Consider the following 13,114-nt stretch of genomic DNA (forward strand, 5'->3'; position numbering starts at 1 on the left):
GCGCGGGCTTGCCGCCGTTGCACCGCATCGTGTTCGATGCGAACAGCAGCTTGCCGTGGAGGCGATTCACTACAACGGGTAGTCGTCGTACGTGCGTTATCTGCTGACACATGCCCACATGTTTATACGTGCACATGCGACTTTTGGACGAGGACGAATTTAATCTCATGAATGCCGATCGCTTTCCGGGATCTATTCCCGACATCTCCGAAACCTGGGCCGCGCTGCAAAGCCAGTTGCCAATCACACCCATTCGCACGGAAGAGGATTGTGAGCGGATGGTGCGAGTCGCTAACTCGCTGTCCGAGCATCTGAGCGGCGACGACAAGAATCCGCTCGCCGATCTGCATGCGATCGTGACCGAGTTGGTCGACCACTGGAAAGCGCACCACATGAACCTTCCGAAAGCGGAGCCGCGCGAAGTGCTGCGACATCTGCTGATCTCGAACGGGCTGAAGCAGAAGGATCTCGCCGGCATTGCATCGCCGACCGTGGTCAGCGATATTCTCGCGGGCCGGCGCGCGATCAGCAAAAAGGTGGCGAAGGCTCTCGCGGTGCGGTTTCAGACCGACGTCAGCGCGTTTCTGTAAAAGCGATGTCGTCGCGGGCTACGTGCCGCGCGCCTTGTCGGCGTGCGGCATGGCTCGCGTCGCACTCGTGTGTGGCCAGACAGGGCTGCGGCGTTCGCCATTCCGCACGACGACGATCATCATGTCGTGAACGCGACGTTGCCGCGCATCGAGCGTGGTGAAGAAGTGATGTAAGAGCTGTTAGACAGTGGGCCAAGCCAGGAATGAACTCGGCGTTGCACGGGTATGCCGGGGCGGCGGCGCGGACTTTATCGCGGGTTGTTCCGGATCGGCATCCTCAATCAGAATGCGTTGCGGCCGATAAAGCCCTTGAAAATCGTCAGGAAAACGATCTTCATGTCGAACCAGAACGACCAGTTCTGGATGTAGAAGAGATCGAACTTCACGCGGGCTTCCATCTTTTCGACCTTGGTGGTCGCGCCGCGATAACCGTTGATCTGGGCCCAGCCGGTGATGCCGGGCTTGATACGGTACCGGTGCATGTAGCCGTACACCTGGTCCTTGTAGAGATCGTCGTGTTCGAGCGCGTGTGGGCGAGGGCCGACCACCGACATCTGTCCTAGCAGCACGTTGAGAAACTGCGGCAACTCGTCGAGGCTGGTGCGGCGCATGAAGCCGCCGAGCTTCGTGACGCGCGAGTCGTTGCGCGTCGCCTGCGTGAGCTGACCATGCGCTTCGCGGTGCACGCTCATCGAACGGAACTTGTAGATCGCGAACGGTTGGCCGTCGACGCCCTTGCGGATCTGCCGGAAAAACACCGGTCCTGGCGATGTGAGCTTGATGCCGATTGCGAGCGCGACGAATACGGGCGACAGCACAAGCAGTGCAAACGCGGCGAACAGACGATCGAACAACAGCTTTGGCCACATCTGCGGCGGCGACAGCGGTGTCGCGCTCAGATTGAGCGTCGGCAAACCGACGACATCGACGAGCGCGTGATTGAACAGCGACAGGCCGCGCACATCGGGAATAAAGCGCAGATTGACGAAATCATGCCGGAACATGCGTGTGAAACGATAGATCGTATGTTCCTGCGAAAGCGGCAGCGCGAGCCATACTTCGTTCACACGTTCGTCGCGCACCCTGGCCGCGAACGCGTTCAGATCGGTCAGCACCGGCAGACGATTGAGCCGCGCGCCATGGGGATTCACGTCTTCGATGCCGGTGCCGATGCTGTTCTCGCCGGTCATGTCACCGGTATCGAAGAAACAGACCGGCCTGAAACCCGCCTGCGGCGCATGTTCGAGATGCGCGAGCAGCATGCGCGCGAAACCCGGCGCACCGACGATCGCGACGGTGCGCGCATTCATGCCGCGGCGGCGCACGCTGCGCAACACGACGTGCATCGCGCAGCGGGTCACGATGAGCAACGCACCGGTGATCAGTGTCGAGTAGCCGAACCACAGGCGTGACACCGTATCCGCGCGGTGCAGCGTAAACGCGAGCACCAGTGCAATGGCGACTACCGTCAGCCACGCGGCGGCGATTCTCGCAAGCACCGGCGCCAGCGCCTTGCCGCGCCACGTCTCATAGACGCCGAAGCCTGGAAACAGCAGCAACACGAGTATGCAATTGAATGCAACCAGAAGGCGCTCGATGTCGGGCAACGCGATCGGTGTCGAGAAGCGCATCCAATGGGCAAGCAATCCGCCTGCAATCACGAAGAGTGCATCGAGACACCGCACGGTATTCCTGAACATATTTGCATCGATTCCGGTAGTCGAATGGCGCAATACCTGAACGGCCTGCAGGGATCACTTATTCGACCGTTTCCGCCTGACGCAGACGCGGCAGCAGCCGGTCGAATTCACGCTTGACGAGGCCATAGCATTCGCACGCGCGTGCTTCGAGTCCCTTGCGGTCGAGCACCTTGATATGGCCGCGGCTATGGTGAATCAGGCCCTCGTCGTGCAGTTTGCCGGCCGCTTCGGTGATGCCTTCGCGGCGCACGCCGAGCATGTCGGCGATCAGTTGCTGCGTGACCGTCAGATCATTCGATGCGACGCGATCGACTTCGATAAGCAGCCAGCGGCACAACTGCTTGTTCAGCGCGTGATGGCGATTGCAGGCGGCGGTCTGTGCGACCTGCGTGAGCAGCGCGTGCATATACAGCAGCATCAGACGGCGCAGAAAGTCGGAGCGTGCGAACTGCTGCTTCAGCGCTTGCGCGCTCATCCGGTACGCGAAGCCCGCGCATTGCACCTGCACGCGATTGGGCATCGTCTCGCCGCCGGTGAGCACCGGCACGCCGGTCATTCCTTCGCGGCCGACCGCGGCGATTTCGACGGAGCTGCCGTCTTCCATCGTCGAGAGCATCGAGATGATTGCGGTGGTGGGGAAGTACACGTGATGGATGCGTTGACCGGAGTCGCACAGTAACTGTTCGGTGCGCAGGTGAACCAGTTCGAGATGGGGGGCGAGCGCTTGCCATTCGTGCGACGGCAATGCGCCCAGCAGATGGTTACCGTGCAGATCGGATTGAAGTGTCAACATGATCGGTCCTCGCATGAGAGCCGCGCGTCTCGCGTCTCCCTGTTTGTTTGATCCGATGCCTGCCTCCCCGAAACACGCTGCCTGGCGAGCAGCGGCGATTGGCAAGATCGGCCCCGTATTAACCTCCACGCCGCCGCCCTTCTTGTGGCTCCCGTTTGCGGTGACGCGCTGTTGCGATCACCTAATAGCGAGGACCGTGCCAACGTCAGGGAAAACGTGTGCTGATGCGGCGCAGCGAACATTGCGTTAGCGCGTCGCGAAGCCACCGAAGCCTTTTTGTTTCAAATCTGCACACCCCGCGAGTTTGACGAGTGCATCACATGAGAGCCTTGCATACGGCGCAATCCCTTGATGTGACTGGCCTTGAGCGCTGCAGCGGGGGGCTTGTCGAACTTGTCTCAGAACTGAACTTGCCGCCACATGCACGTTTTGCTGCGCTCCCGGTGAAATGCCGGAATTGATTCAGAAGTGTTAAATGTATCGCGTACGGTATCGCACGGAGTCCCCATCATCAGGGGAAAGAGTCGTGCAAAAGCCAACAGTGATTTAACAGAACAGACAGTTGGATTCGCGCTGCGCGAGCTTCTATGCGCTTCGCGGCGATGCGAATAGTACGTCGCGACCACTCGTCGTAGCAGGTGGCGGATAACGCATTGACCGTGTGTGCGTCAGCGCCGGCGCCGCGCATGTTTCAACGCTGTTCACAGCGCGCTCGATGCATCCGCAACCATTGGGGTGATGGAGTGGATCAGGTCATCGGGGTTTGCGACGGAATGTACGGCTACTCCAGCGCTAGATGAAAGCAGTCAGTCGAGCCGATGCGATGGGGCGTGCGGGCAATGATATGAATGAAGTGTGCAACCGGCGTTGTTTCGATGACGAGCTGGCCGCCGTTGTTTATTGGCGTGCGTGCTCAATCGTCATATTGAAGTCGTCATCGTCGGGCAGGCGGGGCTCGGGGCAGAAGAAGTGCCGTCTCTGGACACGATCACGCTGGCTGCTTCGCACAGTGTCGCGGTCGTTGCATCGTCGGTGCTCGGGCCTGGGCGGTGCACGTGCGTGAGGTTGGAGAACCGGGGTGCGCACGCGGTCGTGCGGAAGCGTATGAGGCCGGGCAGCATGCTGACACGGCGTTTGCGTGGTCTTGAAGCTGCTGTCGTGCAGTGACGCTCAGTACGATGCCAAACGTTTGCGCGCTCGTTGATCGGATGGGGTATCGAGGCCATTGGAGGCTTCGTTCGCAGCGAAAGCTCGAACCGGTTGAAGCGTTTGGTCTAAACCATGAGTGCACTCTGCGTCCGCGCTGTTGCATCGATCACGCGTTAGCCCGTTGCGGCGCGCCTCGTTGAGCAGGCACTAACGGGCGCACATACCGAGGTAATACGTGACGCACTCGCTAGTCGAAAACGGCCAGACGTTGCCTATCGAAGCGTTACTTGCGTACGCGAAGTCGAAGCATTGGCGCACTCGCACGTTCGCGCGTGATGATCATAGGCAGTGGCTCGCTCAAGCATGCTTGCGTGCGCATCGAAGCGAGGAGGCCGAATATCGCAGCTCTATTGGTCGACTTCGCGGTGGCTGGATCTCATCGCGAGCGCCGCGAACCGGTGTCTGCGCGAGCAACTGTGTCGCGTTGTGTTCGATTGGTGGGCTGAATGCGGCGTCATCCGGTAGTTGAAATTCGCCAATGCGACGTCCGGTTCAGCAGACGTATCAATCGATAAGTGCTGAAAGCAGATCGGGCTCGTGCAGTATCGTGCCGCGCGACGCGCAGCATGCTCACGATCACGTAGTGTACGAGCGAGACTGTATCGGAGCATTTGAGCTTCGATGTCCACGAGCACGGCGCGATCGGTCATGGTCCGGCAGGCGCTATGACTGCGCACCTCCAGCCCGTTCACATGCAATGCGAAGCCCGCGCAGTCGCTAGTACATCTCATATCGCTGCTGAGAAAGCCAACCGAACCTAAAGAATGGGTGGAGCGTGAGGCCGTCATCGAGTTGCAACGTCTGACGATATACAGTGAGCGTCCTTTCCTCATGCAAATAGCGGCGCGCATGCAGTACTCGTGCATGCGTTGTCGTGCAAGACCAGCTAGTGCATATGCATCGTCCCATTGCAAAGACGAAACATAGTCCCCGTATTTAAGTATTGCGCGGCACGCGGCCACATTAAGCGGCTGCGCGAAACGTAACGTCGACGAAACAACGCGGCTCGTCGTGAGAGAGTCGGTTGGTCAGATCAATGATCGCGAACGCACGAACTGAAACTGCATCACCATCGCTTTGGAGGCGATGCGATGCATGGTGGCCTGAATCGTCGGCGGAATCTCGAAGCATTGCGTAAGCAGTCACAGCAGATGTTTTTGCCAGCAAACGCGAAATTCGCACTGGACTGCCACATTGATTTAACAGAGTGCAGATAGAAGCGCGCTTCGTCGCATTCGAACAGTGTGTCGAGATGATCGGAACAAGCGCCACGTCAATTGCGCTGACGCGTCCGTGAGCACGATGCGTTCGAGCGCGAGCCGTACGTGTTTTGATGAACTCGGTCTACAAAAGCGGCCTATTAGATTGAGCGGCGAAATGCAGCGGCTATCGGACCACGTCATCGCCATCTTCGCCTTCGAGATGATGATCGCCACAATTATCGAAAGAGCCTGGACCGCACGCGGCTATATCGATGAGATCGACTCCGATCGTCGTGGTCATGCCGTGCAATGCATGGACGTCACGTCGCACTCGCGGCCGCATGACAGCCCCGCACTCCGCTCACAGCTCTTCAAGAATTGTCAAAGTCCAGCGTGAGTGTGATGGCGCACTGAAACAGCCGCGTCGCGCACGTACCGTGTGGCTCACTGACGAGGAGCCGTCATTGGCCGCCACGTGATATCGAGCGTGGCCGGTGCGGTAAGCCTCGGGATCTGTCGAGCACGGGAGAGCGTGATGAACTGGAAAACGCTGGAATTCGATCAGCTTTCTGCACGGGAGTTGTATGTGGTGCTGCGCGCGCGCAGCGCGGTGTTCGTCGTCGAGCAGGCGCATGTGTGCCTCGACGCGGACGGTCGTGACGAGCACGCGTTGCATGTGTTCGCGGCCGAGGACATGGCGCGACCGATGCCGATCCTCGCCTACGCGCGCGTGCAGCCAGGCGATGCGGAAGACCCTGAAATCACGATCGATAAAGTACTGACGAGCCCACAGCGGCGTGGCGACGGTACCGCCGAGCAACTGATCGAGCGCGTGCTCGACGCGCTCGCCGAGCGTTGGCCGGGACGCGCCGCCCGCGTCTGTTCACCGGTCGACCTGCGCGGTTTCTACGAACAGTTCGGCTTTCGCAAGACCGAAGGGCCCTATCTCGAACATGGCGTGCCGTTCATTGGACTCACGCGCCAGGGGCACGGCAGCCAGCCGCGTTTCGGGCCGCGGCGCCGCGCGCGCGAGGACGCACGGTACGTCGATACGTTCGAGTTGCTTTGATCGATGATTGTCGGCGCGCGCGTTGAGCGCGCGCGAATCTGATCTCCAAGTCACACGCGTGGCAGCAGCATGCTCACGCGCATCTATGGTTCACGTAATGCGTGCTAGCGCGTTCATGTTCGAACGCGCCGTGAAGCGCTTCGTCGCACGGATCGTCGACCAGCATGAATGCGGCGAGCCGACGTTATTCGTCTGCAAAGTGCGGTATTTCCTCTCGATGAACCCGAAAGCCTGCTTGTCTTCATCGGGTGCGATGCGTCTCTCGCCGTGCCCGGACCGAACGATGATTCGGCATGCTTTCCGAAAGCCATACATGTCGAGCGCAATCGCTGCCTCTCGATGACTGGTCGCACGTCATTCAACGTTCGTCGCTGCTGCTCGCGCGAGGTGCTTGCGTGCAAATCAGACAATTCGACTTCCAACGTGCGTATTCGCACTATGCAAATCCCACGACGCAGGCACGCTTGACGCGCAAGCTTGGAGCCCATCGAAACAGGCCGCGTTACATGAACGAAACAATTCTTCAGAGGGATAACCCTGTCAGGAAGTGTCCCAACTGGCGGAACCGTTTCGAACCAAGCAACGTATCGGAATAAATACGATATGCATACATGCGTACGGGCCCTTCAATCAACAGGCTACGCGGGGTTAACACCGCATCGGGGAGATGTCATGGAACAGGCAAACAAGGATCGCTCGCTGGTGAGCAAAGTGATGGACGGACTCGTCACCGGCATCGTCGAAGAAAAGTACGGTGCGATATTGCCCCCTCAAGACGTGCTGTCGAAGGAGTTCGACGTCAGCCGTACGGTGATGCGCGAGGCGCTGTCGATGCTGCTCGCTCGCGACATGCTCGACGTGCGGCCGAAGATCGGCACGCGCATCCGGCCGATGAACGACTGGCGCATGATCGACGAGGACGTCGTGAACTGGCGTTTTCGCGCGAAGCCTGATCCGATGTTCTTGCGCGACGTGATCGAGTTTCGCATCCTGATCGAACCGCGCGCGTCGGCGCAGGCGGCCGCGCGCGGCAATGCCGGCGACGTCGCGGCGATTCGCGAAGCGTTCGAGGCGTTTCGCGTGATTCGTCCGTCCGAGCCCGGCTATCAGGAAGCCGACGAACTGTTCCACACGCGAATCGTCATCGCGAGCGGCAACCAGTTCTTCAAGCAGATGGCGGCGATCATTCGCGGCGCGCTGTCGACGGTGAATCCGATCATGCAGGACAAGGCCGGGCTGTGGGAGAGCGCGGTCAGCTCGCATCTGCGCGTGGTCGAGGCCATCGAGCGGCGCGATCCGAAAGAGGCCGAGGTCGCTTCGCTCGCGTTGATCGACGATACCGCCGAGGAGCTGGGCGGCAGGTTTTCGACGGAGCCGCCGGCGCGCGCGTGACGGTTTGCGTGTGCGGGCGCGTTCGCGTCAATGCGTTTGCGCGCCGGTGAGGTACGGCCGCGAACGCGGCCTGCTCGTGTCTGGTAGGGCCAGGCATCGGATGATGCCGTGAGGTTCAGCGCTGTCGTGCTTGCGTGTTCGACGAGGGCGGCATGCGCGACAATGGCGGTTATTCCGAACCGCATGGACCCTCGACGACACGATGACAGACACCACGCTAGCAACGCGCGAAGCAACGCCCAAAACGACGCACGGCGTAGCCGATCAATCCCCGACGCCCGGCGTGATCCGCTGGGGGATCGTCGGTACCGGCAGGATCGCGCGCCGCTTCGCACAGGGGCTCGCTTATGTGCCGCACGCACGGCTCGATGCGCTGTGGTCGCGCCGCGTGCAATCGGCACAGGCCTTCGCCGATGAATTCGGCGGCAGCGTGTGCGCGAGCTTCGATGCGCTGCTTGCAAGCGGCATCGACGCGCTCTATATCGCCACCCTCCAGGACAGCCACGCCGACTACGCAATCGCCGCGTTGCAAGCCGGCGTGCACGTGCTGTGCGAGAAACCCGCCACGATCAACGGTCCGCAGCTCGAGCGCGTACTCGCGGCCGCGCGCGACTCGCAACGGCTCTTCATGGAAGCGATGAAGCCGCCGTTCTATCCGCTCTACAGAAAGTTGCGCGAGCATCTGAGTGACGCACCGATCGGTGAGGTCGGCTTCGTGCGCGCGGGCTGCTCGGTGCCGGGCGTGCCCGCCGATCATCCGTCGCTGTCGTTCGAGCACGCGGGCGGTGCGCTGCTCGATATCGGCATCTACGAAATGTTTCTGGCGGTGGACTGGCTCGGCGCGCCGCGCGACGTGCAGACGTTCGGCCGGCTCGGCGCGACGGGCGTCGATACGTTCGCGAGTCTGAATAGCCAGCACGAGCGCGGTATCGCGCAGGTCTTCTGCGGACTCGATCTGCACGGCAAGGGCGATGCGCTATTGATGGCGAGCGGCGGGCACGTGACGCTTCACGAGCCGTGGTGGAATCCGTCGCACGCGACGATTCGCTACGCCGATGGCCGTGTGGTCGAACTCGACGAACCGTTCGAAGGCGGCGGCCTGAACTACGAGACCGCGCACTTCTGCGAGCTGATCCGCACGGGGCAACTGGAGAGTCCGCTGATGCCGCACGACACATCGCGACAGATGATTGCGATGGCCGACGCGGCGCGCGCGGCGCTCGGCTTGAAATTCGCCGGCGAGTGAACCGGTGAGTGAGCCGATGAGCGAGCGAGTGCGCAGGTGTATGGGTGACGGAAAGCGCGCTGCTCAGTGCCGCGTCGGCAGCGACAGACGCCGCTCATACCAGCGTTGCGCCCATTCGAGCACCTGGCACAGCACCCAGTAGACCGCCGCGGCCGCCAGATAAAGCGGCAGCGGCTGATAGGTCGACGCGATCATCTCCTGCGCGCTGCGCAGCAGTTCGGTCACCGTGATCACCGACACGAGCGAGGTGTCCTTGATCAGGCTGATCAGGCTGTTCGACAGACTCGGCACGGCAATGCGCAGCGCCTGCGGCGCGATCACGTAGCGCAGCGTCTGACGGCGCGACAGCCCGAGGCTATACGACGCGAGCCATTGGCCCTGGTGAATGCCGAGAATCGCGCCGCGCATGCTTTCCGACAGATACGCGGCGACGTTCGCCGACAACGCGATCACGCCGGCCGGCGTCGGATCGAGCGAGATGCCGAAGCTCGGTAGCCCGTAGTAAATGACGAAGATCTGCACCAGCAGCGGCGTGCCGCGCATCACGCTGACGTACACGCGGGCGATCCAGTTCAGCGGGCGGCTGTGGCTGATGCCCATCAGCGCGAGGATGGCGCCGCCGATCAGGCCGAAGATCATCGACAGAATCGCGAACTTGATCGTCAGCAGCGCGCCCTGGGCGAGCACCGGCAGCGATTGGATCAGCAAGGAAGTGATGGACATGGACGTTATTCTGGTTGGCGCGCAAAGCGCACATCATAAACTTTGGCGAGCGTTATAGCGCGGCCCGCGCAGCACGGTCGGGGTATACGTGACGCGTGATTTTAATGCCACAAAAAGACAAAGGGCGGCATCGCTGACGATGCCGCCCTTTGTTTGATCACGCGGGTGTTACTTGATCGGCTTGCTGACGTCGATGCCGAACCACTTGTCCGAAATTTTCGTGAAGGTGCCGTCCGCTTCGAGCTGGGTCATCGCGTCGTCGATTGCCTTCGCGAATTTCGGGTTGCCCTTCTTGAACGGGATGCCCGACGGATTGCCCGCGCCGACGTTCGCGCCGGTGCGCAGCGGCAGCTGCGAGTTCTTCAGCAGGTACGCGAGCATCAGACGGTCGTTGAGCGCCGCGTCGAGCCGGCCGGCGGCCAGATCGCGCAGGTACTCGGGCGCGCCCGGATAGGTCTTCACGTCGATGCCCGGCACCGACTTCGCCATGTCCATGTAGTTCGTGCCGAGACCGACGCCGAGCTTCTTGCCCTTCAGGTCTTCGAGCGAATTGAACTGACGGGTGTCGTTCTTACGCTGGATCAGTTGCGCGGCCGAGTACGTGTACGGCGGCGAGAAGTCGAGCGTCTGCTTGCGCGCGTCGGTGATGCCGACCTGGTTGACGATCACGTCGAACTTGCCCGCCTGCAGACCGGCGATGATGCCGCTCCACTCGGTCGTCACGAACTCCGGCTTCACGCCGAGCTTGGCGGCGACGGCTCTCGCGATGTCGACGTCATAGCCGACCAGCTCGCCCGACGGCGCTTTCGAGTTGAACGGGGGGAAGGTGCCTTCAAGGCCGATGCGCAACGTGCCGCGCTGCTTGACCTGATCGAGCAGGTCATCCGCGTGCGCGGTGACGGCGGTGAACGACGCGCCGATCAGCGCGACGGCGAGGAGCTTTTTCAACAGGCCAAATTTCATCGTGGTCCTTTTGTTCGTCTGGCGTTTTAACGGCGCAAGCATAACAAACGAGACTATCGAAACCAAAATATCGTTTGTTTATGTCTATATTATTTTCGCGATTGGGCGCGGGCGCCGGAGGTAGTCCGGGCTCAGCGCAGCGCTTGCGCGCATTCGGCGATTAGCGCCGGCCCCCGGTAGATGAAGCCGGTATAAAGCTGCACCAGCGACGCGCCGGCCGCGAGCTTGGCGCGCGCGTCCTCGCCCGAGAAAATGCCGCCGACGCCGATGATCGGCACTGCGTCGCCGACTTCGGCGCGCAGCTTGCGGATCACCTCGTTCGATGCGTCGAAGACCGGCTTGCCGGACAGGCCGCCGGCTTCGTCGCCGTATTGCATGCCGGCGACGGCCGTGCGCGACAGCGTGGTGTTGGTCGCGATCACGCCTTCGAACTGGTGGCGCAGCAGCGTGTCGCCGATCGACTTGATCTGCTCGTCGTCGAGGTCCGGCGCGATCTTCAGCGCGAGCGGCACGAGCTTGCCGTGCATGTCGGCGAGGCGCTGCTGCTTGTCCTTGAGCGCGGCGAGCAGTGCGTCGAGTTCGCCCGCGCCCTGCAACTGGCGCAGGTTCTTCGTATTCGGCGACGAAATGTTGACCGTCACGTAGCTCGCGAACGGGTACACGCGCTCGAGGCAGTACAGGTAGTCTTCGGCGGCGCGCTCGATCGGCGTGTCGGCGTTCTTGCCGATGTTCAGACCGAGGATGCCGCGATAGCGCGCGGCCTGCACGTTCTTCACGAACTGGTCGACGCCCGCGTTGTTGAAGCCCATCCGGTTGATCACCGCGTCCGCCTGCGGCAGCCTGAACATGCGCGGGCGCGGATTGCCCGGCTGCGCGCGCGGCGTCACGGTGCCGACCTCGATAAAGCCGAAGCCGAGCGCGGCCAGACCGTCGATGCATGCGCCGTCCTTGTCCAGACCCGCCGCGAGCCCGACCGGGTTGCGGAACGTCAGGCCCATCACGGTGCGCGGCGCATCCGGCACGCGCGCGGCGAGCGCGCTGGCGAGTCCGGTACGGCCGGCGGCGCCGAGCATGCGCAAGGTCAGGTGATGAGCGTCTTCCGCGTCCATGCGAAAGAGTTGGGCGCGAACAAGCGGATAGAGGGAGCTGAGCACAGGATGAAGCCGGGCGGCCGAAAAATGGGAACCCGCTATTTTACCGGCTTTGCCGACAGCGGTCGGCACTGCGCGTTGCGTGGGCAAGGGCCTGCAGCCGGCCGGATGTCGCCGCGATGCGACGCGCAGCGGCTACGGCCTGAGCGGGCCGCGCCGTCCATGCATCGCGAAATCCGTCGACGGCAGATCGATGTTCGCCGGATCGAGCACGCACCACTCGCCGTCGATCAGTCCTTCCAGCGGACGGAAATTCGCCTTGTACGCCATCTTCGGACTCTCGCGAATCCAGTAACCGAGGTACACGTACGGCAGATTCAGGCTGCGTGCCTGCTCGATCTGCCAGTAGATGTTGTAGGTACCGAAGCTCGCGTGCGGCAGGTCCGGCTCGAAGAACGTGTACACCGACGAGAGCCCGTCGCCGAGAATGTCGATCATGCTGATCATGCGCAGCGCGCCGGGTGTGTCCGGGTGCGTACCGAAGCGGGCGTCGAGATGATCGGGCGGCGGCTCGCGGAATTCGACGAGCCGTGAATTGATCCGGCTTTGCAGCAGAAACTGTTCGTACTGGTCGCGGCTGTCGCGGTCCATGCCGCCGCCCGCGTGACGCGCCGACTGGTAGCGCATATAGAGCGAGTAATGCTCTTCGTCGTAGTGCAGCGGCGCGACCGTCGCGATCAGCCCGCCATGTTTTTTCCATACGCGCCGCTGCGTGCGATTCGGCTGGAAACGCTCGACCGGCACGCGCACCGGCACGCACGCGCGGCAGCCGTCGCAATACGGGCGATACGTGAACACGCCCGAGCGCCGGAAGCCCGCTTTCACGAGGTCCGTATAGACATCCGAATTGATGAGATGACTGGGTGTGGCGACTTGCGAGCGCGCGATGCGGCCGTCCAGATAACTGCAGGGGTAGGGCGCCGTTGCATAAAATTGCAGCGCGGAAAGCGGCGAAAGAGGCAGCTCGTTGGGATGAGTCACGTTGGCAGCTCTCGAAGCGTCTCTGGTAATGCAAACCCGGCGCGCCTCGCGGTTGACGACCCGCGACCCGGTGGGGCGGCGGGCATCAGGCGGTA

Annotated in this window: 10 protein-coding genes; 4 read left to right on the forward strand and 6 right to left on the reverse strand. The window is 61.9% G+C overall.

Going from position 1 to position 13,114, the window contains the following annotated elements; all coding sequences use genetic code 11:
- Positions 1-167 precede the first annotated feature (167 nt).
- The gene (locus tag L0U82_RS07565; protein ID WP_233829586.1) at positions 168-590 is read left to right on the forward strand and encodes a helix-turn-helix domain-containing protein; all 423 of its coding nucleotides are present in this window, start codon (positions 168-170) and stop codon (positions 588-590) included.
- A 281-nt stretch (positions 591-871) separates the two neighbouring features.
- On the opposite strand, the gene L0U82_RS07570 is transcribed toward L0U82_RS07565, so the two are convergent.
- Entirely contained in the window at positions 872-2,290 is a 1,419-nt protein-coding gene (locus tag L0U82_RS07570; protein WP_233829590.1) for an undecaprenyl-phosphate glucose phosphotransferase, read from the reverse strand.
- 58 nt (positions 2,291-2,348) lie between these two features.
- Complete coding sequence (locus L0U82_RS07575) at positions 2,349-3,083, reverse strand: Crp/Fnr family transcriptional regulator (protein WP_006048767.1); 735 nt, start codon at positions 3,081-3,083, stop codon at positions 2,349-2,351.
- 2,946 nt (positions 3,084-6,029) lie between these two features.
- On the opposite strand from L0U82_RS07575, the gene L0U82_RS07580 reads away from it, so the two are divergent.
- The 3 genes from L0U82_RS07580 to L0U82_RS07590 all read left to right on the forward strand — a co-directional run bounded on the left by L0U82_RS07580 (position 6,030) and on the right by L0U82_RS07590 (position 9,201).
- Positions 6,030-6,563: a GNAT family N-acetyltransferase gene (locus tag L0U82_RS07580; RefSeq protein ID WP_233829591.1), complete on the forward strand. Its 534-nt coding sequence runs from the start codon at positions 6,030-6,032 to the stop codon at positions 6,561-6,563.
- Positions 6,564-7,235: 672 nt separating this feature from the next.
- Positions 7,236-7,955 (forward strand): FadR/GntR family transcriptional regulator, encoded by a 720-nt coding sequence (locus L0U82_RS07585; protein WP_233829593.1) that lies wholly within the window; start codon positions 7,236-7,238, stop codon positions 7,953-7,955.
- A 202-nt stretch (positions 7,956-8,157) separates the two neighbouring features.
- Entirely contained in the window at positions 8,158-9,201 is a 1,044-nt protein-coding gene (locus L0U82_RS07590) for a Gfo/Idh/MocA family protein (protein WP_233829594.1), read from the forward strand.
- A 63-nt stretch (positions 9,202-9,264) separates the two neighbouring features.
- Here the strand turns inward: L0U82_RS07590 and L0U82_RS07595 are convergent, their stop codons facing one another.
- The 4 genes from L0U82_RS07595 to L0U82_RS07610 form a co-directional block, all read right to left on the reverse strand.
- Positions 9,265-9,924 carry an amino acid ABC transporter permease gene (locus L0U82_RS07595; protein WP_233829596.1) on the reverse strand — a complete coding sequence of 220 codons (660 nt, stop codon included), beginning with the start codon at positions 9,922-9,924 and terminating at the stop codon, positions 9,265-9,267.
- A 168-nt stretch (positions 9,925-10,092) separates the two neighbouring features.
- A complete protein-coding gene (locus L0U82_RS07600) occupies positions 10,093-10,887 on the reverse strand; it encodes a cystine ABC transporter substrate-binding protein (protein ID WP_233829597.1) in 795 nt (264 codons plus the stop codon).
- Between the two features lie 131 nt (positions 10,888-11,018).
- Positions 11,019-12,041: a quinone-dependent dihydroorotate dehydrogenase gene (locus L0U82_RS07605; protein ID WP_326489712.1), complete on the reverse strand. Its 1,023-nt coding sequence runs from the start codon at positions 12,039-12,041 to the stop codon at positions 11,019-11,021.
- 132 nt (positions 12,042-12,173) lie between these two features.
- On the reverse strand, positions 12,174-13,019 hold the full coding sequence (locus tag L0U82_RS07610) for an arginyltransferase (protein WP_233829602.1): 846 nt from the start codon (positions 13,017-13,019) through the stop codon (positions 12,174-12,176).
- Between the last annotated feature and the right edge of the window lie 95 nt (positions 13,020-13,114).

Source organism: Paraburkholderia sp. ZP32-5 (assembly GCF_021390495.1).
In the GTDB taxonomy this organism is placed as follows: domain Bacteria; phylum Pseudomonadota; class Gammaproteobacteria; order Burkholderiales; family Burkholderiaceae; genus Paraburkholderia.

Excerpts from the sequence above, each read along its gene's own strand:
- L0U82_RS07590 (WP_233829594.1), top strand. The coding sequence starts at position 8,158 with ATGACAGACACCACGCTAGCAACGCGCGAAGCAACGCCCAAAACGACG.
- L0U82_RS07570 (WP_233829590.1), bottom strand. The coding sequence starts at position 2,290 with ATGTTCAGGAATACCGTGCGGTGTCTCGATGCACTCTTCGTGATTGCA.
- L0U82_RS07585 (WP_233829593.1), top strand. The coding sequence starts at position 7,236 with ATGGAACAGGCAAACAAGGATCGCTCGCTGGTGAGCAAAGTGATGGAC.
- L0U82_RS07595 (WP_233829596.1), bottom strand. The coding sequence starts at position 9,924 with ATGTCCATCACTTCCTTGCTGATCCAATCGCTGCCGGTGCTCGCCCAG.
- L0U82_RS07565 (WP_233829586.1), top strand. The coding sequence starts at position 168 with ATGAATGCCGATCGCTTTCCGGGATCTATTCCCGACATCTCCGAAACC.
- L0U82_RS07580 (WP_233829591.1), top strand. The coding sequence starts at position 6,030 with ATGAACTGGAAAACGCTGGAATTCGATCAGCTTTCTGCACGGGAGTTG.
- L0U82_RS07600 (WP_233829597.1), bottom strand. The coding sequence starts at position 10,887 with ATGAAATTTGGCCTGTTGAAAAAGCTCCTCGCCGTCGCGCTGATCGGC.
- L0U82_RS07575 (WP_006048767.1), bottom strand. The coding sequence starts at position 3,083 with ATGTTGACACTTCAATCCGATCTGCACGGTAACCATCTGCTGGGCGCA.